The sequence below is a fragment of the Curtobacterium sp. MCLR17_054 genome (assembly GCF_003234335.2).
GTDB lineage: Bacteria > Actinomycetota > Actinomycetes > Actinomycetales > Microbacteriaceae > Curtobacterium > Curtobacterium flaccumfaciens.
Genome location: NZ_CP126263.1, coordinates 1,671,776 through 1,693,359, shown reverse-complemented (window position 1 = coordinate 1,693,359; position 21,584 = coordinate 1,671,776). Strand labels below are relative to the sequence as shown.

The window sequence follows — 21,584 nt, the reverse complement described above, 5'->3', positions numbered from 1 at the left end:
CGCTAGCGTGCTGCGGCCACTCCGGGGTTCCGTGACGGGTCGACGGTCGGGTCCTCGAGCGGGAAGGACGCACCAGCGGCGATCTGCGCGCGGTAGTACGGCAGCCACTTCGCCTGGTTGACGGCGACGGCGGCCACCAGGCGTCCGTCCCGGCCGAACGTGACGACGCCGGATCGCTCGTCGAGGGAACCCTGCGCGACCTGCGCGGAGTCCGCGACGGACGGCTCTCCGACGGCCTTGAGGACGTTGCCGAACTGCATCGTCCAGAAGACCGCGGTGCTCTCGTGCGGCACGTTGCCGTCGTGCACGAGGTTCCGCGCTGCGACGTCGGCCTGGCTGACCGCGGCGCCCCAGTGCTCGCTCGTCCAGGGGCCGGGGCCCGCCGACGGGTTCGGGTGCCGCGCGATGTCGCCGGCGACGAAGACGTCGTCCATCGGTTGCCCGTCGGTGTCGAGCGCCCGCTGCGCGACGTCGCACAGCACCCCACCGGCGTCCTGTGCGACACCGGACCCGGTGAGCCATTCACTGTTGGGAACGGCCCCGACAGCGACGACCGCCAGGTCGACGTCGACGGTGGAACCGTCGGTGAGTCGAGCACCGCAGAGCCGTCCGCTGTCGTCGTCGAGCAACGACGCCACGCCGGTGCCGGTCCGGAGGTCCACACCGTGTTCGCGCTGGACATCCGCCATCATCCGTCCGATCGCGGTCCCGAAGACCTTCACCATCGGAGCCGGCCCGCGATCGACGACGGTGACGGGGATGCCGAGCGTGCTGCACGACGACGCGATCTCGCCGCCGGTGAACCCACCGCCGATCACCAGCACTCGACCAGGTCGGTCCTCCAACCGGGTGCGGATCCGTGCGGCGTCGTCTGCCGTCCGCAGCACGAAGACGCCGTCCAGGGCGGCCTCGGACTCGACGGGCCACGGCCGGGAGCGACGTCCGGTGGCGATCAGCAACCGGGTGTACCGGATGCGTTCCCCACCGTCGAGGACGACCTCCCGGCCCGACGTGTCCAGCGAGACCGCTGCGTGGCCCAGGCGCCAGTCGACGTCCAGGTCGGCAGCGTGCGGGAGGGTCGTCGTGGTGGTGCCGACCACGCCGGTGAGCACCTGTTTCGACAGCGGCGGGCGGTCGTAGGGCCGGTGCGGCTCGTCCCCGACGATCGTCAGCTGGCCGGTGAACCCCGCTGCGCGCACCGTCTCTGCGGCTCGGAGGCCGGCGAGCGATGCACCGACGATGACGACCGCGTCGCTGGACGTCAACGGCGCGGCACCGCGCACGGCGGGGTCGGCGTGCCGGACCGGGAGGCGCGTTCCCCCGACACGGATCGCCTGCACCGGACACGCCGCCGCGGACTCCAGGACGCGAGAGCGTTCCTCGTCGCTCGGGTTCGGGTTGTAGACCAACGCTTCCTCCCCCTCGAACCGGAACACGCCGGGTGCGAGGAAGCAGCACTGGGCGTAGCTCTGGCACTTCGTCATGTCGACTGCGATGTCCATGGAGTCCTCTCGTCGGGGTGTGGTGGTCCTCAGCGTGCGCCGATCCGGAGCGCGAGCGGTACTGCAGCGGGAGCGCCCCGACTACTGCGGACGCAGTACGTCACCCGGGCGCCGACGTGTGTGCCGTCGTGTGCTCGAGGACTCTCACCCACACCCAGTCCGTGCCGCGCCACACGCCTGCTCGCCGCGCCTACGCTCCGAACGTCCGGCCATCCCCCGACGGAAGCGGCCCCCGTGTCCTCGTACCTGCTCTGCGCCCCGCCCGTCTACGGCCACCTCGCGCCCCTCGTCGACGTGGGCCGCGACCTCGCCGAACGCGGCCACCAGATCACCGTGCTGACGGGGTCCAAGTACCGCGAGCTCGTCGTCGGCGCCGGGCTCCGGTTCGTGGGGCTCCCGGCCGACGTCGACTTCGACGACGCCGACCTGCAGGACCGGCTCGCCGACGCCACTGCTGCCCGCGGGATCGCGGTCGTCCGCGAGGGCATCATCGCGATGTTCGTCCGGCCGATCCCCTCCCAGTACCGCGCGCTGACGGCCCTGCTGGCAACGAGCCGGTTCGACGCGGTGCTCGGCGAGGCGACGTTCACCGGGCTCGCCCCGTACCTCGCGCTGCCGCCGGGCGACCGCCTGCCCGTGCTCGGGATCGCGACCACCCCGGTGACGCTCACGAGCGTCGACGCCGCCCCCTTCGGCACCGCACTCGCGCCGGGTCGCGGGCCACTGGCGCGGGTGCGCAACCGACTGCTCACCGCCGCGATCCACCCCGTGCTCACCCGCCCGCTGCAACAGGCCGTCGACGCCGTGCTCGCCGAGGTGGGGGCGCCGCCGTCGCAGACCGGGACGTTCGACTTCGCCTACCGCTGCTTCGACACCCTGTTCCAGCTGAGCGTCGCGGAGCTCGAGTACCCCCGGCGCGAGCTCCCCGACTCGGTCCGGTTCGTCGGTCCGGTCGTGGCCCGCGCGGCACCGACGCCCGCGGCCGACCTGCCCGCGTGGTGGGGCGACCTGGACACCGACACTCCGGTGGTGCTCGTGACCCAGGGCACGATCGACACCGTCGACCTCGGCCGGCTCATCGCGCCGACACTCCGCGCGCTGGCGGACGAGGACGTCCTCGTCGTCGCGACCACCGGTGGCCGCCCCGTCGACCAGGTCGACCGCGCGCTCGGCACGGCACTGCCCGCCAACGCCCGGGTGGCGACCTTCCTGCCCTACGACCAGCTGCTGCCGCGGTGCAGCGCCGTCGTCACGAACGGCGGGTTCGGCGGCGTGCAGCGTGCCCTCGCACACGGCGTGCCGCTCGTGGTCGCAGGGTCGACCGAGGACAAGCCGGAGGTCGCCACCCGGGTCGCGTGGGCCGGGTGCGGGCAGAACCTGCGCTCCGGGACGCCACGGCCGGCGGCGATCCGTCGGGCGGTCCGCGAGGTCCTGGTGACGCCGACCCACCGCACCCGCAGCCGTCAGGTCGCCGCGTCGATCGCGGCCCTGCCGGACCCCGTCGACGTCATCGAGGCCGGGTTGGCAGCGGCCGCCGCCGCGGACGGCGCACAGCGACGCTGACCCCGCCTGCCGGCCCACGTCGTGGGGTCGCGTGGAGACGGACGGGAGGCCCGGTACCAGCTGGCACCGGGCCTCCCGTCCGGCTCATCCCGCGTCGTCGTGCCCGGTGCCGGTCCGCGGTGCCGGTGCCGTTGCGGACGCCGTCCGGATCCGGAGCGGCACGGTCCCGGCGACGTACCGGTCGTCGCCCGCCTCGAGCGGGCGGCCGTCCTCGGCGGTGCTGGACCGGCGCACCTGCAGGAGCGCCGCGCCGGGCCGGACCCCGAGGAGCGCGGCGTCGGCGTCGTCGGCCAGCAGCGCGTCCACGGTGGTGACGGCGGCACCGACCCGGATGCTGAACCGGTCCTCCAGGGTCGCCGACACCGACGTCTGCCCGCCCGGGATCGTCCGGATGACGGCGGCGACCCACGGCGCGTAGGCGGTGCGCTCGAGCATGACGTCGACACCGTCGAGGGAGCGCACCCGCACGACGTGCAGGACGGGCTCGTCGTGCGCGGCCCGGAACAGGCGCCGCTCGCGCACGGTGGCCGGTCGTTCCTCGACCGCCACGACCCGCCCGCCGGGCTCGTGCCCCCTGGCCCTGGCCAGCTGACCGAAGGACTCGAGTGCGCCGGCTTCGTGGCCGAGCGTCGTGGTGCGCACGCGCCAGCGGGAGCCGGCACGTGCCGTCAGGACCTGCCGGTCGCGGAGCAGCTCGAGCGCGTTCCGCACGGTGCCGCGCGCGACGGCGTAGTCGGCCGCCAGGTCGTGCTCGGCCGGCAGGAAACCCGTGGCGTCGAACTCACCGCGGAGCACCCGGTCGGCGATGTCCTCGGCGATGTCCCGGAACAGTGGTCGCACCCGGTGATCCTCCCCCGCCGCGGCAGGAGCTGTCCAGGTGGGTCGGAGTCTTCGCGGGGCCGACACCGGAACAACGGGGCCCAGCCGCGGCACACCTGGACAGGTCGATCCTGACTCCACCGGACGCGTTCACCCCGCCGCCACGGCCGGGCAAGGCACGGTTCAGCGCACCTCGTTGTCATGCTGACGGGCGCTCCTCCCCCGCAGCGCCCGCACTCCCACCGACCTGGAAGGCCCGCGATGAGCACGAGGAAGCCCGAACACGGCGCACCCGACGTCAGCCTGGACGCCGCACCACCGCTGACCCCGGACGCGCCGTACACCGCAGCGGTCCGCCCCGGCCTGAGCCGCCGGACGGTCCTGGTCGGCGGCGCAGCAGCGATCATGGTCGGCGTCGCCGCAGGGTCTGCGTTCGGACCGGGCGCGGCCGACCGCGCCAGCGCCGCAACCGCTCGTGCCGTCCCCACCGGCACGATCGCCGATGTCAAGCACGTCGTCGTGCTCATGCAGGAGAACCGGTCCTTCGACCACTACTACGGCACGATGCCCGGGGTCCGCGGGTTCTCGGACAAGCAGGCGCTCGAGCTGCCGACCGGACACGACGTCTTCCACCAGCCGGCGGCGGCCCGCACCGACGGAGGCGCCATGCTGCCGTTCCGGCTCGACACCACCCGGTTCAACGCGCAGAACGCCGACGGCCTCGACCACTCCTGGGGCGGTGGGCACACCGCGTGGAACGGCGGTGCCTGGAACCGGTGGGTCGACGCGAAGAGCGCCCAGACGATGGGCTACTTCACCAGCGAGGACATCCCCTACCAGCGCGCACTCGCCGGGGCGTTCACGGTCTGCGACGACTACCACTGCTCGCTCAACGGTCCGACGACGCCGAACCGCCTGTACCAGTGGTCCGGCACCATCGACCCCCGCGGCGCCCAGGGCGGACCGGCGACCGACAACCCGGCGGACTACGAACCGGTGTTCGCCTGGACCACCTACGCCGAACGACTGCAGGCGGCCGGCGTCACCTGGAAGACCTACGCCAACGACGAGGTCGGCGACAGCTCCGCCGACCCGTACGTCGGCGACTACGGCGACAACCCGCTCTGGCTGTTCGAGCAGTACCACCGCGCGCTCGCGTCCTCCGACCCCGCCCAGCAGGACCTCGCCGCACGTGCCGGGCTGCACGACGGGTGGAAGCCGAACTCCGGCAAGGGCCTCGACGTCACCCACCTGCTCAGCCAGTTCGGCCAGGACTGCGCGACCAACAGCCTGCCGACCGTGTCGTACGTCGTCGCCCCCTACGGCTGGAGCGAGCACCCGGCGGCCAGCCCGGACTACGGCGCCCACTACACGAACGCCGTCGTGCAGGCGCTCTTCAGCAACCCGGACACCTGGGCCTCGACCGTCCTGCTCATCAACTACGACGAGAACGACGGGTACTTCGACCACGTCGTCCCCCCGTTCGCCGAACCCGGCACCCCCGACGAGTACGTCGACGGCCTGCCCATCGGCATGGGCGCCCGCGTGCCGATGACCGTGGTGTCCCCGTGGAGCCGTGGCGGGTGGGTCAACTCGCAGGTGGCGGACCACACCTCCGTGATCCAGTTCCTCGAACACGTCACGGGCGTCCGCGAGCCGAACATCTCCGACTGGCGGCGGACCGTCTCCGGGGACCTGACGAGCTGCTTCGACTTCAGCGCCCCCGACGCGAGCATCCCCGGCGCCGACGTGGTCCCCGGCATCGAGCAGACCCGCGCGCTCGTCGCGGCCGCCGACGCCGACCAGGCGAAGCCGCCCATCGAGGAACCCGCGATCGGCGCGCAGACCGTGCCCGTCCAGGAGCCCGGCACCGTCCGCCGTCGGAGCCTGCCCTACCGACAGCACGCGGACGCGACCATCGACCACCGGACCGGTCGGGTCACCGTGACGCTCGCGAACGACGGTCGCCAGGGGGTCAACTTCCTGGTGTACCCGAACATCGCGATGCCGTTCGCCGCCCACCCGAAGACCGTCCCGGTGGGCGCCACCGCCGACTGGGCATGGGACACCACGACGACCGCCGGCGCCTACGACGTGAGCGTCTACGGACCCGACCGGTTCCTCCGGCGCTTCGCCGGCACCGTCGCGGTCGGTGGTCCGGCGACCGGCGGCGTCCCGCACGTCTCGGTCGTCCGGGACACCCGCGGTCGGCGCACCCTGCAGCTCCTGCTCGAGAACACCGGCAGGGCCGAGCTCCGCTTCGTGCTCGTGGCCAACGACTTCGTGGAGCACCGCGAGACCGCGCACGTCCGCGGTTCCGGGCACAAGACGATGCACTGGCCGCTCGACGAGTGGGGGTACTACGACGTGGTCGTCACCGCCGACGGTGTGCCCGGGTTCCGGTACCGCTTCGCCGGGCGCGCGGAGCGCTGAGGCGGGCCGACCCGCGTGGGTCGGCAGGGGCGGTCAGGCCGCGTCCACGACGGACGGGAGGCCCGGTGCCAGCTGGCACCGGGCCTCCCGTCCGCCTCGCGTCCCGTCGCTCGCGCTAGGGCGTGTCTTGTAATCGGTTGCTCGTGATTCCTGGATGCTGTTGGGGTGCCTCGCTTCCAGTTGCTCTCGGATGCTCAGTGGGTGTTGATCGCTGATTTGTTGCCCGGTCGGACGGGTCGCGCGGGGCGGCCGTTCGCGGACGCCAGGAGCATGGTCGAGGGCATCATCTACCGGTACCGGACCGGGATCGCGTGGCGGGACCTGCCGCGGACGTTCGGGCCGTGGCAGACGGTATGGGCTTGGCATCGCCGGCTCGCTGGCGATGACACCTGGGATATCGTCCTCGACCGGCTCTTGACCGCGGCGGACGCGGCCGGGCAGGTGGACTGGTCGGTGTCGGTGGACTCCACGATCGCCCGTGCGCATCAGCACGCCACGAACATCACCCGCACCACAGGGGGCTTCATCGAATTACACGGATCCTCGGTCCGAGCCGCCTGACCACGGGTTCGGCCGCTCCCGCGGCGGCCTGTCCACGAAGGTGCACCAGCTCGTCGACGGGCACGGGCTGCCGCTGGTGACACTGATCACACCCGGGCAGGCCGGCGACTCACCGATGCTGCTGCCCCTGCTGGCCGAGCTTCGCGTCGCTCGGCCAGTCGGCCGGCCACGCACCCGACCCGAGAAGCTCCGCGGTGACAAGGCGTACTCATCCCGAGCCATCCGAGCCCATCTGCGCGGTCGCGGCATCGAGGCAGTGATCCCGGAACCCCGCGACCAGCAAGGACACCGAAAGCGGCGCGGATTCCGCGGCGGCAGACCCGTCACCTACGACCCGATCGACTACAAACAGCGCAACGTCATCGAGCGCGGCTTCTGTCGGTTGAAGCAGTGGCGAGGCCTGGCGACCCGGTACGACAAACTCGCGATCGTCTACCGCGCCGCCGTCGTCCTCAACGCCGTCATCGCCTGGCTCCACCAATTGCAAGACACGCCCTAGGCGACGACCACCTGCGCGTTGACCAGGATGTCGTGCAGGTCGGGACGGAGCGCATCCTGCGAGGTCGTCCGGACCTTCACGATGAGCGCCGCTCCGGGCTTCGCGAAGGCGCGTGCGACCGTCGCCGACCAGGACCCGTCCGTGTTGTGCCCGGCGATCGACAGGAACTGCGCGGTGCCGCCGGTGATCGTCGGCAGGAGCTGCTCCTCGAGCCGGTCGGCCGGGAGCCCCGCCGCGGTGAACAGCTGCTCGGTGGCGGCACGGTCCCCGATCGTCGGGTCGAGGTCGGTGAGCCGCTGCTGCGTGATCGTCGCCACGGAGCCGTCGGCGTTCGTGTACTCACGCGACCCGGTGGTCGGGTCCTCGCCGGTCTGCTCCCAGCCGTCGAGTGCCGAGACCTGGAGCCCGAACGCGGGCAGCGTGCTCGCCGAGAGCGCGTCGCCGTCCTCGAACGTGAGGTCCTTCGTTGCCGAGTCGACGGTGGCCGGCGCGGTCGGCGTCTCCGTCGGTGCCTGGGTCGGCGCTTGTGTCGGTGTCGACGACTGCGTTGCCGCTCGCTCCGTCCCCGGTGCGGTGGTGCCGGTGCCGGCGCAGCCGGACAGTGCGAGCACGACGATCACGGTCGCCGTCCCCGCGGTGGTGATCCTGGATGTGATGGTCATGTGGTTCCCCCTCGGATCCCACCGTGCGCCCCGTGCACCGGTGGGTCCGCCTGGAGCCTACGGGTCCCGGCGGCGGCGCGCCGCTCGGGTCACACGTCCGGGTTCTGTCCAGACGCGCCGAGCGATCTCCGGAGCACGACGAAGTGCAGCCCCGCGACGCGAGCGACGTGTGCCGGGAACGGTCGGGTCTCCCCCGTCGCGATGAACCCGCTTCGCTCGTACACGCGTCGCAGTCCCTCGTGCACGCTGAGCACCTCGAGCTCGACGGACTCGCATGCCATGGCTTCCTCGGCGTACGCGATCGCCGCGGTCCGGAGCCGCCGGGAGATGCCTCGGGACTGCCACGCCGGGTCCACAGCGAGCATGCCGAGGTGCGCCGTCGCCCGGTCGGAGGCCCGCAGGTGACACGTCGCGACGATGGTGGCGTCGTGGACCGCGACGAGCACCACCGACCGCGGGGCACGGATCATCGCACGCACCTGGTCCGGGCTCGTCCGCTCCCCGGTGACCAGCTCGGCGTCGCTCACCCAACCCTGTTCGTTGGCGTACGCACGGACGACGACCGCAGCGACGGATGCCGCGTCCGTCTCGGACGCCGACCGGATCTCGAGCAGGGGTTCGTCTGTCACGACCGCATGCTCTCACGCAGCGCACAGGCATCTCGCCGAGCTCTGCGCACGCTCATGCACTGGGCGGGCGTGGGCGTGCTCCGGGCGCGGACGTGCTCTGGGCGCCGGCGTCGGGCCGGCTACGAGTCGTCGCCTGCGTTCCGAGCACGCTTCCGCGCCTGCGCGCGGGCGTAGGACACCGAGCCGATCTGCACGGCGGCGAGGATGATCCAGAGGACCGCCATCTGCGTGTGGAACCGGGACGGTTCGACGACGGCCAGGACGAGCCAGACCAGCGCGATGACCGCCCACACCCAGGCGAGCCACGGCAGGGGCTTGCCGATCAGCCGTTCGAGCAGACTGCGTCGCTGCATCTCGGTCACGGCGCTGACGCTACCGGACGCCGGGGTGATCGCCGAGGACCGCTACCGTGACCCGATGACACGTCGAACAGCCTCACGCCGGTGAGCGATCGCCCTCATCGCCCTGAGCGCTGTTGCACTCGTGACCTGCGTCGTAGCCCCTCCGGGGTGACGGCCACCCGCCACGCCTCGCCCGGCGGCTCGCTGCGACACTGCGGAGCAACTCAACGCTGGGCCGCAGGTCGCACGACGATCTCGTTCACGTCGACGTCGGGTCGCTCGGCCACCGCGTAGGAGACGGCGCGGGCGATCGCGTCGGCGGAGATCGACTCGGCACGGTAGACGACCATCGCGGCGGCGGCGGAGGGGTCGGTGATCGTTGCGGCGAGCTCGGACTCGGTGACTCCGGGCGACACGGTGGTGACACGGATCCCGCGCGGTGACTCCTGACGCAGCCCCTCGGTGATCGCCCGTGCTGCGAACTTCGTGCCGCAGTAGACGGCAGCCGTGGGCGAGACGTCGTAGGCACCGACGGATGCGATCGTCACGACGTGGCCAGTGCCCTGGGCGAGCATGGTGGGCAGTGTCGCCGTGATGCTGTGGAGGAGGCCGCGGACGTTGACGTCGATCATCCTGTCCCACTCGTCGACGAGGCCTGCGGCGAGGGGCGACAGCGGCATCACGCCGGCGTTCGCGACGAGCACGTCGATCCGCCCGAAGCGTGCCCGGGCAGCAGTCGCGAACTCCTGCACCGAGGCGAGGGCGGTGACATCGAGCGGTACTGGCATCGCCGTACCGCCCGCCCCCTCGATCTCGCTGACGAGTTCGTCGAGCCGGTCGGTGCGCCGGGCCCCGAGCACGACGGGGTGGCCGGCCGCGGCGAGGCGGACGGCCGTCGCGCGCCCGATGCCGCTGGAGGCGCCGGTCACGAGGACGACCTTCCGTCGGTGCAGCACCATGCCGGCGTGGTGCAGGACGTCGTCCCTGAAGTCGCCGTCCGCGGTGAAGCCGGTGTCGTCTCGGTAGTCGATGTGGTCGCCGTCGACCTCGTAGGTGCCCACGTAGGCCGCCTCACGGTCACCTCGGGCCTCCACGTAACGACCGTCGGGCCGCAGCTCGTGGCGGATGCGGCCGTCGGCGGTGACCCAGAGGCCGAGGTAGGGGTGAACGGGCTGGGGCGTGCTGCTGGTGTCCATGCCCCCAGCCTCGACGCCGCGCAGCCCCGGACCATCGCCCTGTCCTGCCGGGGTGCGGCAGGACCAGGGAGGCGGAGTTCCTGCCACCTACCCTGGTCCCGTGCCCATGCCCATGCCCGCCGACGACCTCACCCTCGCCGCGTACCTGCGCGCCGTCCGCGGCCGCCTCGCCCCGGAGTCGCTCGGACTGCCAGGCGGCGGTGTCCGCCGGGTTCCCGGGCTTCGCCGCGAGGAACTCGCGGTGCTCGGCGGCCTCAGCGTCGACTACTACACGCGCCTCGAGCAAGGGCGAGAGGTGAGCCCCGGCGCCGCTGTGCTCGAGGGCATCGCCGACGGGCTCGAGCTCGAGGGCGACGAGCGCGACCACCTGTTCGCGTTGGCAGGACTGTTTGCTTCCCCGCGAGTCCCCCGGATGGCGACGTCGGTGACGCCGGCTCTCGGGCAGCTGCTGGACTCGTGGTCGACACACCCCGCGTTCGTGATCGACCCCGCGCACGAGGTCCTCGCCGCGAACGCCCTTGCCCGTGCGGTGTACGCACCCTTCGGACGCCTCGACAACCTCGTGCGGATGGCCTTCCTCGACCCGACGGCTCGGCACTTCCACGCCGACTGGGCCCGCGCCGCCGACGCAACCGTCGCGAGCCTGCGGGCGGCGACCGCGGAGTTCGGGGGCGACCCGCGCCTCCTCCGTCTCATCGCGGAAGTGAACGATGCCAGCCCGGAGTTCGCGGACCGGTGGAGCACGCAACGGGTACAGCGCAAGACGACCACCGCGAAGCAGTTCGAGCACGCGGAGGTCGGGCGGCTGGAGTTCGACGCCCACACCTTCGCCGTCGAGGGGTCACCCGGCCTGCAGCTGGTCGTCTACGGCTGCGAGGCCGGCTCTGCAACGGCGCGCGCGCTGATCCTGCTCTCCATGGGCGCGGCGAGCACATCGACGATCAGCGAGTAGTGCTCCCGTCAATCGGCGCGCTCACCTGCGCGGGCGACCGTTCGGTACCGCCCGGGCGGGAGCGACCGTTCGCGGCTGAAGGCTCGGCTGAACGCGTAGACAGAGGTGTACCCGACGTCGGCGGCGATCTTCTGGAGGCCGTCGTCGGTGTCACGGAGTCGACGCGCTGCGAGGTCCATCCTCCAGCGGGTGAGGTACTCCCCCGGCGTGGTGTCCGCGAACGCCCGGAAGCGGCGCACCAGCGTCTGCTTCGACGTTGCGACGTCACGTGCGAGCGCCTCGGTCGTCCAGGGGTGACCGGGAGCCTCGTGGATCCTCGTGACAGCCCGCATCAGGAGCGGGTCGCGGAGGACTCCCCACCACGAGGCGCCGGGTTCTGGCGAGGAGGCGAGCCAGGTCCGCAGGATCGCGACGAGGAGGACGTCGACGAGACGATCGAGGACGAGGTGGGTCGCGAGGCCGGGACGAGCGAGTTCGTGCCCGATGAGTCGGACGATGTCCGCGAGGCTCGCGTCGAGCTGCTGGGCCCGGAGGTGGATCACCGGAGGAAGCAGGGCGAAGACCGGTGTGGATCCAGCGGGGTCGTGCGAGTACGAAGCGCCCAGGATCTGCGTCTGCTCGTCCCCGTCACCCAGACGCAGGAGGCCACCGTTGCGGCGTGCCTCGTCCGCGGCCGCGACGTCGCACGAGTGGATGTCGACGCCGGGCGCGCTGGAGAGCGCATGTGCGGCGCCGGTGGTCAGGACGACGACGTCGCCCGTCGTCAGGAGCCTCGGGGCACCGCCCTCGACCATCAAGTAGGCGACACCGGCAGTGACCGCGTAGACGACGGCGTCGCGATCCCGGACCCATTCCACGCCCCAGTCGCCGGCGGCCGCGATCCGGGCGCCGGCACTTCCCCGGACTCCGGAGACGTCGAGTACTTCGGAGAGGACGTCCACTTCGACGAACGTACGCCGGTCTTTCCGGATGGACCATGGAACCGCTTCGGTTGGTCCTCGCGGACATGAACCTGGTCCTCAGGAACATTGAACGTCGCACTGACCGCTCCTAGCGTTGGCGACGTCCGGAGCACTCGTTCGGGACGGCAACGACACGAAGGAAGCAGTCACCATGAGCACGACCGAAGACACCGTCCCCGATGGCTTGATGCCCGCCGACGTCCTGGCCTCGACGACCCCGGTGGCCGTCTACGGGTTCGCCCGCGCCCGGGCCGGCAAGGAGCAGGCACTCGAAGACGCGATCCGCGCGATCATCCCCACGGTGCGGTCCGAGCACGGCTACGAGCAGTACTCGGTGCACACCACGAAGGAGCAGCCCGGGGCGTTCGCGTTCTACGAGCGGTGGTCCTCCGGGGCGGACATCGCGCGCCACGTGCAGCAGCCGCACATGCAGGACTACTTCGGCAAGCTCGCGGAACTCGTCGAAGGCGACCTCGAAGCCGAATGGCTGTGGCCCCTCGGCGACTGACGGATCGCTGGCCGGTCCCGGTGGGAGACCGGCCAGCGGTGGCTCAGTGGGCCCTGCCGGGATCGAACCGACGACATCCACGGTGTAAACGTGGCGCTCTACCAGCTGAGCTAAAGGCCCTCACCACGATCCTAGGGCGTCAGCGCTCGATCGTCGTCGAACCAGGCGGGCACGTCACGACGCCCCGCACCGAGGTCGGTCGCAGCGGATCACGAGTCCCTTCGCGTCCTCGTCCCGGTCCTCCGGAACGCCATCGGACAGCACGATCGGGGTGTCGTCAGCGCTGAGGCCGATCGCCAGCGTGCTGGTGCTCGACCGTTCGTCCTGCACCGCCGGGAACCGGGCGATCGTCGTCTGCTCGGAGCTGGTGCACCGCGCATCACGGCACGAGAGCAGTCCCAGAGTGCCGCGTTCCTCGTCACGGACCGCGACGAGTGGCCGCCCCGATCGGTCGATGACGAACGCCGGAAGCAGGTTCGTCGGCCCGTTCGGCGTGATGTCCGTGTGCGACGAAGACGAGCACGACGCATCCGCGCAGAACGTCAGCCGTTGGGTCGAGACACCGTTCGACCGCGCAAGCACGACCGGGTTCCCGTCGCCGCCGATCGCCACCCGTGCGTCGTACGCCTCGTCCCACGCCCGGACCGGCTCCCCCGGCGGGATCGCGTGCGACAGGTCGCGGACGACGGGCTGGCCGCCGTCCGGGCGGAACGACACCAGCCGAAGGGCGGTGAAGGTAGGCGAACGACCGTCGGTCTCCGACACCAGCGAGACCACGGCGGTGCCGTCCGGCGCGACGGCGACGTCCACACCTTGGTGGTCCAGCGGTGGGATCCACGGCAGCGCCACCTGCCGAACCGTGTGTTCGGTGCAGGACACGTCCTCGCAGAACACGGCGACCAGGTGCGAGCGTCCTTCCGGTTCACCGCCGCGGGCGATCCCGACCACCACCGGCCGGTCGCCGGAACTCGCGACTGCCACGTCGGTCATCCAGTAGCTGACGCGCCCGTGATCGGTCTCCACGATGTCGACGGCGGCGACCGTGGTGCGGCGCCCTTCCGGGCGATCGACGGCCGGTGCCTCGTCGGCGGAGTCACGCTGCTCCGCCCGTCTCCCCGCGGGCCAGGCGGCATCGTCCGACTTCGGTGCCACATCGAGTTGGTCCGCGCGTGAGTGCACGACTTCGAGCTCGTACTGCTGCGCGACCTCGTCCTCGAACCGCACCTTCCAATGGGCAGTGAGCAGCCCGCCGTCGCCGGCGCTCCCGATCGCGGAGCCGCCGGTCAGGCCGGGCATCTCCATGGGGGTGTCGCACGACGCATGCCCACACATCCGCAGACGGCTGGGCGGTGTCGACGGCGTGCTCACGACCGCCGTCCGGCCTCCGATGTCCGCGATGTCGCCGCCGAGCAGGCCGCGCGCGTCGGCAGGGGCGGCGTCGTACTGCACGACGCCGAGCGGATTGCTCGAGACGATCACCGCGAACACCACCGCCGGGACGAGCACCACGCCCGCTCCGACGAGTCCAGGCCGCGCCCGTCGTCCCCGGGCCATCGGATCGGCCGGGTCGACCGTCAGCGGTGACCGAAGCCGACCGCCTTCGTTCCGCGTTGCGGCCCCACGCACCGCGATCGCGACGATGACCAGCACCAGACCGGTCACGGCGACGCAGCACCAGGCCACGATGACGCTGCTCCGGAGCACGGACGGCGGCAACAGGCGCAGCAGCAGCAGGACGCCGACCCCGAGCACCGTCATCAGCGCCGCTCCCCCGACGAGCGCGCGGCGCGGCGTCGCCTCGTGCCCACCACGGACGATGACCCGACCAGATCCCCAGGCGCGACGGAAGGCCGATCGACGGGGCACACCGGCCAGGAGCAACGCCCACCCGAGCAGCAGCGGCGCCACGATGACGACACCGACCGCCAGCACCACGACGATCACGACGGTGCCCCAGACACTTGCCCGCCACGACACGGCCGTGGCTGTCCCCGCCGCCACCGCCACCAACGCGACGAGAGCGGCCTCGACGACGAGCCGCCAGTGGTGGACCGACCACCGCCACGCATCGCGCGGCCCCGCGGTCGCATCATCCGTGGCCGCGAGCATGACCACGGTGGTTGCGGTCACCCCGAAACCGAGCCCGAGCGCCGCGATGACCGTGCCCACGGCGAGCAGGGCCACGGGCACCCCGGTCCCGTCGAGCGCCGCGAACGCACCGTTCACCAGGGCGACGCGACCGCCCGGCACGCCGAGCAGGAGCACCACCCCGGCCAGCAGCAGCCCGGCCGTGAACGGCACGACGAGGGCGAGCCCCGCGCGGCCCCCGCTCCACGCAATCGACGGCACGGGTGGTGGACCGTACTGCCGCCGCACCGCGGTCTCGGTCGAACCCGTCCTGGCGACACCCGTCCCCGGTCGTGCACCATCCATCTGCTCGTCCCCCTCCGACAGCGTCCGCCCATGCTGTCAGGTTCGACGCCAGACGTCCAGAAGGTGACATTTCAGCCGCGGACCCGCGCGCTGGCGAGCGTGGCCGCCCCAAATGGTTTAGCCCCAGGCTTACTTTCGACGATATGAAGCTCTACGCTTAACCCATGCAGTCCGAGCCCGTGATCGCCGTGATCGTCGACCTGGTCGACTCCCGCACGCTCGAGGACCGCTCCGCAGCCCAGCAGGACGTCGAGCACGCCTTCGACAGTACCCCGGACGTCAGCGCACTCGACCCCCTCCGCGCCACCGTCGGCGACGAGTTCCAGGTCATCTACGCCACGCTCACCGACGCACTCCTGGCCACCACGGCCGCGACCCTCGCACTCCCCCCAACCGTGCAGATCCGCCTCGGCATCGGCCGCGGGCAGGTCCGGACGATCGGCACCGGCGGCGCCGGCCCGCTGCAGGACGGCCCGGGCTGGTGGTCGGCGCGGGACGCCATCAACGAGACCCACCGGCGCGAGGACGGCCGGACCGCGTTCCTGCGGTCCTGGTACCACGACGCCGACGACCGCCACGGAACGACGGAGCGACTCGTGAACGCCTACTTCCTCAGCCGCGACCACGTCGTCTCGCGACTCGCACCCCGCGCCCGCCGGATCGCACTCGGTCTGGTGCAGGGCCGCACGCAGGCGCAGATCGCCGCGGACGAGGGCATCACCCCGTCGGCGGTGTCCCAGTCCGTGCAGAAGTCGGGCGTCGCCGCCCTGGTCGAGGGCCTGCGTGTCCTCGGGGACGGGGGCCGCTGATGCTCGCCGGAGTCCTCCTGACCCTCGTCGGGCTCGCCGACGTCGTCCGCGCACGGACCGGGACCGATGCGGCTCCACGGCGCGGGCTGACCGCCACGGTGATCGTCCTGCTCTGGGCCGCCGTGACGGCCGTGGCGGTGCTCGGCCTCGGCCTCGCCGTCTGGTCGGTGCTGGTCACGGTCGTCCTCGCAGCCCTGTGGGTCGCGACGACGATCCCGGTGCGGTCCGGGGGCGCACCCGGCGGTCGTGATCGGGCACTCCCCTGGCTCCGACGCTCCGGGTCCTGGCCGGCCGTCCTGCTCGCGGTCGCCGTCGCCGTGCTGCTGCTCTGGGTACCGGCTGCCGACGCCTCCGGCTTCGTGGTGGACTGGCACCGGGACGTCGGCCCGTCCTTCGTCGGCGCGGTGCCGCTCGCGGCGCTCGTCGCCGGCATCGGGTCCGCACTGTTCCTGGTCGACTCGGCCAACGTGGTCGTCGCCCAGGCGCTGCCGCCGGGGATGTCGCCCGACGCACGGCCCGGTGCAATGGCGGCCGAGCCGACCCGCCGGAAGCGCTTCGACCGGCGCCGCATCACCTGGGCACCCGGGGCGGACACGGACACGGACACGGACCGCACGGTCACCCTCAAGGGCGGCCGCATGATCGGCCCGATCGAGCGCCTGCTGCTCGCCGGGTTCTCGTTGGCCGGCGCCTTCCCCGTCGTGGCCGCGCTGATCGCCGCGAAGGGGATCGTCCGGTTCCCCGAGATCCGCCGCGAGACGACCGGGTACCAGGCCGAGTACTTCCTGATCGGCAGCCTGGTGAGCTGGGCGATGGCCTTCGCCGCCGCCGGCATGTGCTGGTTGCTGGCACTGGGCTGACGAACGCCCCGGCCCCCGATCACCGCAGGTACGCTCTCCCCCGTGAACGGTGTCGGAGTCGGTGTCCTCGACGAAGCCGGGCGGCTCCGCCTGCTCGGCGCCGGTGTGACGGGCGCGGCCTTCGCCGTCGTCCTGGTCATGCTGGTCCTGTCCTCGTGGACCGAGGCGACCACCACCGTCCTGGTCTCGGCCGGCATCCCGACCGCCGTGGCTGGTGCCGCGATCGCCGTCGTCCTGCAGCGCCGCGCCTGGCGTGCCGAGGGCGGCTACGAACGGTCGATCGTCGTGCGCGAGTGGATCGCCGACGGGCAGGTGCCCGCGGGTGTGCCGGCGGACCAGTGGATCCCGCTCGTCCAGGCGCAGGCCGACCGCGAGGGCGCCGGCTGGGGCAAGGTCGTCCTCGGCGTGCTGTGGATCGCGATGACCTGGTCGATGCGCGACCAGCACGGCACGCTCATCACGACGATGCTCATCCTGCTCTGGAGCGCGATGGCCCTGTGGGCAGCCGTCTGGGTCATCCCCCGCGCGCGGGCAGCGCGAGCGCTCCTGCGCCGCGGCGTCTCGACGATCGGCTGAACCCCGCCCGCGCGCGTCTGACTACGCTCGGACCCATGCAGAGTCGCACCCTCGGCCGCACCGGCCGCTCCGTCTCCCCCATCGGCCTCGGCACCTGGCAGTTCGGCGGTGACTGGGGTCCCGTCTCCGAAGCCGACGCCAACGCCGTCATGGACGCCTCCGTCGAGTCGGGCGTCACCCTGTTCGACACCGCCGACGTCTACGGCGACGGCCGCAGCGAGCAGCTCATCGGCGCGTGGCGTGCCGCGAACGCCGACGTGCCGCTGACGATCACCACGAAGATGGGCCGTCGCGCCGACCAGGTCCCCGAGAACTACGTCGCCGCGAACTTCCGAGAGTGGGTGGACCGCTCGCGGAAGAACCTCGGGCAGGACACCCTCGACCTCGTGCAGCTGCACTGCCCACCGACCCCGGTGTACGAGGACGACGCCGTCTACGACGCCCTCGACGCGCTGGTCGCCGACGGCTCCATCGCCGCCTACGGCGTCAGCGTCGAGACCGCCGACCAGGCCCTCACCGCGATCGCCCGGCCCGGCGTCGCGAGCGTCCAGATCATCCTCAACGCGTTCCGTCTCAAGCCGCTCGACCGCGTGCTGCCGGCGGCCCGGGAGGCAGGGGTCGGCATCCTGGCGCGCGTCCCGTTGGCCTCGGGGCTGCTCTCGGGCAAGTACACGACCGACACGTCGTTCGCCGAGGGCGACCACCGCAACTACAACCGCCACGGCGAGGCCTTCGACCAGGGTGAGACCTTCAGCGGCGTCGACTACGACGACGGCGTGCGTGCTGCGCAGACCTTCGCGGCGTCCCTGCCGGACGCCGTCTCGGTCCCGCAGGCGGCGCTCGCGTGGATCATCGCGCAGGACGGTGTCACCGCGGCGATCCCCGGCGCGCGCAACCCGGAGCAGGCGCGCTCGAACGCCGCAGCGGGCGACCTGCCGCCGATCGAGGGCCTCGACGCCACCGTGCACGACCTGTACGACACGTGGTTCCGCGCGAGCGTCCACGACCGCTGGTGAACCTGCGGAGCGTCGCGGTCGCGGTGGCCGCACTCCTGCTGCTGTCCGGGTGCGCCGCACCCGGAGCGGTCACCACCCGCGACGCTCCACCCTGGCCACGGCCGACCGACCTGACGGCCCGCGCCGAGTCCGCCGGGCTCCGGAACGTCTGGGGCGAACGGCTGGCCGAGCACGTGCACACGCACCTGACGATCCTGGACGGCGACGAGCCGGTGACCGTCCCGGCGAACATCGGGCACTCCGACGACCGGAAGTTCGCCGCGGAGATCCACACGCACGACACGTCGGGCATCGTGCACGTCGAGTCCCCGACGGAGCAGACGTTCACGCTCGGGCAGTTCTTCGACGAGTGGGGCGTCTCGCTCGGTCCGGAGCACGTCGGTGGTCTGCGCGGCGAACTGACGGTGTGGGTCGACGGGCACCGGCGGATCGGCAACCCGCGCTCGATCGAGCTGACGGACCTGCGCCAGATCGTCCTCGTCGTCACGACCGTCGGCGAGGTCCCGCACCTGCCGGCCCCCTTCGACTGGCCCCCGCAGTACGACTAGCGCCGGAGGCGGCTCGACTCAGGCCTCCTTCGCCGCGACCCACGACAGGTCCAGGTCCCACTGCTCGACCGACCCGGCCGGCAGCTGCCACACGTACTCGTTCTTGAGCTTCTTGCCGTCCTCGCGGAACGGCCCCGTCCGGTACGGGTAGAACGCCACCGTCGGCAGCGTGCCGGGCGGCGCCGTGCGGATCGCGTTCGAGAAGTCCTTGTTCAACCGCCGCAGCTCGGCGATCACGTCGCCCCGGGCGGCGTCCGCGTCGAACCCGCCGGCACCCGACGCGAGCTGGAACGCGATGTGCAGCTGCCGGTCACCGCGGTCGTCCTCGTAGCTGATCAGCCGGTGGTTCTCGACGGCCTCGAGCAGCTCCGGGTCGCCGTACACGACGTCCCGCACCACGTCGGGTGCGACGACGGCGCCGTTGTAGTCGACGGACAGGTCGGACCGGCCGTAGTGGAACAGCAGCGGCAGGTCGAGCTCGGCCTCCGCGGCGAGCGCCGCGTGTCCGGTCGCCCGCAGCACGGACCGCAGCTCCTTCATCCGCACCACGTGTCCGCGATCGTGGATGTTGTAGCGGATGCGTGGGCTGATGTTCTCGGAGCGGGCGATCGTGACGACGAGTTCGCCGAGGTCGTTCGTCTCGATCAGGTAGCCGAACGGGTTGAACTGGAACACCATCGGCAGCACCCCGTACTCGCCCTGCTTGGTCAGGGCGGCGGAGAGTTCCGGTGAGGCGGCGATCGCCCGGCGGAGCTGCACGCTGAACGGGGTCTCGATGCCGAGGTTGATCTCGAGATCGCTCGCCCCGTAGGAGCCGAGGACGGCCTGCGCGTACTGCTCGATGTGGGCGCGCATGTTCTCGCTGATGCCCTCGCCCCCGAACGCGGCCACGATCGTGTACTGGCTCCAGTCGAGCCGGTCGTCCTCGAACAGGGCCTTCAGGAACGGCGGGTAGCTGCAGATGATGTAGGTGAAGTCGGTGCCGAACTCGCGCATCGTCTGCACGATCTTGTCGCGGTCCGGACCGATCGACTTGATCATGGAGGACTCGGTGAGCGAGGCGGTCACGTTCATCCCGGTGGCCCAGGCGCCGAGCGAGAAGGCGTTGAGCACGAACGGCTGCTTGGACAGGTCCTTCGCGGTGCGGGAGAACCCGAGTTGCAGCAGCTGTCGGGTGGCCTGGCGTTCGTCGGGGCCGCGCACCCAGCTGGTCGGGGTGCCGCTCGATCCGCTGGACTCGTCGACGACGACGCCGCGTCGGGGCAGGCGTCCGTCGATGCAGCGCTCGGGGATGCTCCAGCGCTTGACGTAGGAGTCCTTGTCCATCTCGGGGAGCCCCGAGATCGCCGCGGCGATGCCGCCACGGGTGTCGAGCCTGGAGGCTCGTCCGGACTCCGCCAGGAACGCCCGGTACGCGGGGACCCGCTTCGCAGCCCGTTCCGCGGTCCGCCAGGCGCGCCAGCGTCCGAGGGTCCAGCGGAGCGGCTCGATGCCGGGCGTGAGCAGGAGCTTGTGGGTGCCGACGCGGGGCATGAACAGTGCGACGAAGGTCTCGACCACCCACACCACCGAGAACACCGCTGCGCGCTTCACCGGGCACCGCCGACGGTCATCGCTGCTGCGGGTCGGCGGTGTGCCAGGGGTGGTGGGTCGCTGTGTCCGAAGCGGAACAGCATCCAGGCCATCCGCCCGTCGGACTCGTCGACGCCCGCACGTTCCACGAACGCGGCGTGTGACCGCGGGTTGGTGATCACGGTGCCGAAGGGGTGCATGGCGATGCCGCGGGCGGAGAGCTCCAGCCAGATGCGCATGAAGACCCGTCCGGCCTCGACGTACTCGGCCGGGGTGCTGAACGGTCCCTCGAGCCAGGCGAGCTGTCGGACGCCCCGCATGGTGGACAGGTACACCCTGCGGAAGACCCCGCCGATGCCCGGGGCCTGCCAGAGTCCGCGGTGCTCCATGGCGAACCGGAGCACCCGGCCGGGCATGAGCATCGTCTCGGCGGACAGCCCGTCACCGGTGGCCGCTGCCTGTCGCTTCGAGAACCGCAGCCAGTGCAGGATCTCGTCGTGCACGGCGTCGTGCTGCAGGTCGTCGAACAGGGTCTCCTGGTTGACGCGCACGATCTCGTCGACCGTGGCCCGGTCGTCGGTGGTGCGGAAGCGCTGCCCGGCCGCCGACGCGATGGCGGACGCGGCCTCGATCGCGGAGGCGTCGACGAGCGTTGCGTCGTAGGGCCTGCGTGAGGTGCGCCGTGCGAGGAAGCCGGCCAGGGCCTCCCGGTCGTCCGCGGTGACCACGTGCGGACGCAACGTCACCGTGCCCAGCCGGTGCAGTCGGTCGTCCGCGCCAGCGTCGAGCCGACCGAAGTCCATCTCGGCGTGGTCGAGCCGTTCCTGCACGGTGAACCCGTGCGCCCGTGCCACCACGTCGAGCCCGGCCAGGAACACCCCGGCGCAGACGTGCCCGAACGGGATGCCGAACGACTCCGCCGGCAACCCCCGTCGCAGGTCGTAGAACACGGTCGCGGTGCGGTCGTCCTCGACGCGCACGACGATCGGTTGCGAGTTGTGCGGCGACGGGTAGTGCCGCGCGTCCTCGATGATGCCCGTCCACGGTGATGCCATCGTTCCCCCTCGGTGGTCCCTGGCGACGATCATACGAACCCCCGGCGTGCCCCATGCCGGTCAGGGCATGCACTGTGGACAACCGGTG

The 21,584-nt window shown here is 71.9% G+C and carries 20 protein-coding genes and 1 tRNA gene; 10 read left to right on the top strand and 11 right to left on the bottom strand.

Annotation, left to right across the window (positions count from 1 at the left end; translation table 11 throughout):
- Positions 1-2 precede the first annotated feature (2 nt).
- A complete protein-coding gene (locus DEJ08_RS08065; protein ID WP_111054666.1) occupies positions 3-1,502 on the bottom strand; it encodes an FAD-dependent oxidoreductase in 1,500 nt (499 codons plus the stop codon).
- A gap of 234 nt (positions 1,503-1,736) precedes the next feature.
- Here DEJ08_RS08065 and DEJ08_RS08060 point away from each other — a divergent pair, with 234 nt between their 5' ends.
- Positions 1,737-3,065, top strand: a complete 1,329-nt coding sequence (locus DEJ08_RS08060) for a nucleotide disphospho-sugar-binding domain-containing protein (RefSeq protein ID WP_111054667.1) — start codon at positions 1,737-1,739, stop codon at positions 3,063-3,065.
- An 84-nt stretch (positions 3,066-3,149) separates the two neighbouring features.
- Here the strand turns inward: DEJ08_RS08060 and DEJ08_RS08055 are convergent, their stop codons facing one another.
- Complete coding sequence (locus DEJ08_RS08055) at positions 3,150-3,905, bottom strand: GntR family transcriptional regulator (RefSeq protein WP_111054668.1); 756 nt, start codon at positions 3,903-3,905, stop codon at positions 3,150-3,152.
- Positions 3,906-4,145: 240 nt separating this feature from the next.
- Between DEJ08_RS08055 and DEJ08_RS08050 the strand changes: the two genes are divergently transcribed.
- Positions 4,146-6,317 (top strand): phosphocholine-specific phospholipase C, encoded by a 2,172-nt coding sequence (locus DEJ08_RS08050; RefSeq protein WP_111054669.1) that lies wholly within the window; start codon positions 4,146-4,148, stop codon positions 6,315-6,317.
- A gap of 165 nt (positions 6,318-6,482) precedes the next feature.
- Positions 6,483-7,377, top strand: a protein-coding gene (locus DEJ08_RS08045) for an IS5 family transposase (RefSeq protein ID WP_284180522.1) whose coding sequence is annotated in 2 segments (ribosomal slippage) — positions 6,483-6,833 and positions 6,835-7,377 — 894 coding nt in all. Because the reading frame shifts where the segments join, the coding sequence is not laid out codon by codon here.
- Here DEJ08_RS08045 and DEJ08_RS08040 read toward each other — a convergent pair.
- From DEJ08_RS08040 to DEJ08_RS08025, 4 genes are all read right to left on the bottom strand, one after another.
- Positions 7,374-8,039 (bottom strand): hypothetical protein, encoded by a 666-nt coding sequence (locus DEJ08_RS08040; protein ID WP_111055362.1) that lies wholly within the window; start codon positions 8,037-8,039, stop codon positions 7,374-7,376. The genes DEJ08_RS08045 and DEJ08_RS08040 overlap by 4 nt on opposite strands.
- An 89-nt stretch (positions 8,040-8,128) precedes the next feature.
- Positions 8,129-8,668 (bottom strand): GNAT family N-acetyltransferase, encoded by a 540-nt coding sequence (locus tag DEJ08_RS08035; protein WP_111055363.1) that lies wholly within the window; start codon positions 8,666-8,668, stop codon positions 8,129-8,131.
- 119 nt (positions 8,669-8,787) lie between these two features.
- Positions 8,788-9,030, bottom strand: coding sequence for a hypothetical protein (locus DEJ08_RS08030; protein WP_111055364.1), 243 nt, complete (start codon positions 9,028-9,030; stop codon positions 8,788-8,790).
- A 203-nt stretch (positions 9,031-9,233) separates the two neighbouring features.
- A complete protein-coding gene (locus tag DEJ08_RS08025; RefSeq protein WP_111055365.1) occupies positions 9,234-10,205 on the bottom strand; it encodes an SDR family NAD(P)-dependent oxidoreductase in 972 nt (323 codons plus the stop codon).
- A 106-nt stretch (positions 10,206-10,311) separates the two neighbouring features.
- Here DEJ08_RS08025 and DEJ08_RS08020 point away from each other — a divergent pair, with 106 nt between their 5' ends.
- A complete protein-coding gene (locus DEJ08_RS08020) occupies positions 10,312-11,157 on the top strand; it encodes a helix-turn-helix transcriptional regulator (RefSeq protein WP_258367258.1) in 846 nt (281 codons plus the stop codon).
- An 8-nt stretch (positions 11,158-11,165) separates the two neighbouring features.
- Here DEJ08_RS08020 and DEJ08_RS08015 read toward each other — a convergent pair whose 3' ends face one another.
- Positions 11,166-12,098: an AraC family transcriptional regulator gene (locus tag DEJ08_RS08015; RefSeq protein ID WP_111055367.1), complete on the bottom strand. Its 933-nt coding sequence runs from the start codon at positions 12,096-12,098 to the stop codon at positions 11,166-11,168.
- Positions 12,099-12,270: 172 nt separating this feature from the next.
- Here DEJ08_RS08015 and DEJ08_RS08010 point away from each other — a divergent pair, with 172 nt between their 5' ends.
- Positions 12,271-12,627 carry a putative quinol monooxygenase gene (locus tag DEJ08_RS08010; RefSeq protein ID WP_111030246.1) on the top strand — a complete coding sequence of 119 codons (357 nt, stop codon included), beginning with the start codon at positions 12,271-12,273 and terminating at the stop codon, positions 12,625-12,627.
- Positions 12,628-12,674: 47 nt separating this feature from the next.
- Here DEJ08_RS08010 and DEJ08_RS08005 read toward each other — a convergent pair.
- Both DEJ08_RS08005 and DEJ08_RS08000 read right to left on the bottom strand, forming a co-directional pair.
- Positions 12,675-12,747 (bottom strand) — tRNA-Val (locus DEJ08_RS08005).
- A 54-nt stretch (positions 12,748-12,801) separates the two neighbouring features.
- Complete coding sequence (locus DEJ08_RS08000; RefSeq protein ID WP_111055368.1) at positions 12,802-14,976, bottom strand: hypothetical protein; 2,175 nt, start codon at positions 14,974-14,976, stop codon at positions 12,802-12,804.
- Positions 14,977-15,224: 248 nt separating this feature from the next.
- Between DEJ08_RS08000 and DEJ08_RS07995 the strand changes: the two genes are divergently transcribed.
- The 5 genes from DEJ08_RS07995 to DEJ08_RS07975 are packed head-to-tail and all read left to right on the top strand — an operon-like array spanning position 15,225 to position 18,869.
- Positions 15,225-15,869, top strand: coding sequence for a SatD family protein (locus DEJ08_RS07995; RefSeq protein ID WP_111055369.1), 645 nt, complete (start codon positions 15,225-15,227; stop codon positions 15,867-15,869).
- Positions 15,869-16,729 carry a hypothetical protein gene (locus tag DEJ08_RS07990; RefSeq protein ID WP_111055370.1) on the top strand — a complete coding sequence of 287 codons (861 nt, stop codon included), beginning with the start codon at positions 15,869-15,871 and terminating at the stop codon, positions 16,727-16,729. The genes DEJ08_RS07995 and DEJ08_RS07990 overlap by 1 nt, the downstream gene beginning before the upstream one ends.
- Positions 16,730-16,771: 42 nt before the next feature.
- The gene (locus DEJ08_RS07985; protein WP_071405333.1) at positions 16,772-17,305 is read left to right on the top strand and encodes a hypothetical protein; all 534 of its coding nucleotides are present in this window, start codon (positions 16,772-16,774) and stop codon (positions 17,303-17,305) included.
- Positions 17,306-17,340: 35 nt separating this feature from the next.
- Complete coding sequence (locus tag DEJ08_RS07980) at positions 17,341-18,321, top strand: aldo/keto reductase (protein WP_111055371.1); 981 nt, start codon at positions 17,341-17,343, stop codon at positions 18,319-18,321.
- Complete coding sequence (locus DEJ08_RS07975) at positions 18,318-18,869, top strand: hypothetical protein (protein WP_111055372.1); 552 nt, start codon at positions 18,318-18,320, stop codon at positions 18,867-18,869. The genes DEJ08_RS07980 and DEJ08_RS07975 overlap by 4 nt, the downstream gene beginning before the upstream one ends.
- A gap of 18 nt (positions 18,870-18,887) precedes the next feature.
- Here DEJ08_RS07975 and DEJ08_RS07970 read toward each other — a convergent pair whose 3' ends face one another.
- Positions 18,888-20,462 carry a phenylacetate--CoA ligase family protein gene (locus DEJ08_RS07970; RefSeq protein WP_258367252.1) on the bottom strand — a complete coding sequence of 525 codons (1,575 nt, stop codon included), beginning with the start codon at positions 20,460-20,462 and terminating at the stop codon, positions 18,888-18,890.
- Positions 20,459-21,496, bottom strand: a complete 1,038-nt coding sequence (locus DEJ08_RS07965) for a nitroreductase family protein (RefSeq protein WP_111055373.1) — start codon at positions 21,494-21,496, stop codon at positions 20,459-20,461. The genes DEJ08_RS07970 and DEJ08_RS07965 overlap by 4 nt, the downstream gene beginning before the upstream one ends.
- Between the last annotated feature and the right edge of the window lie 88 nt (positions 21,497-21,584).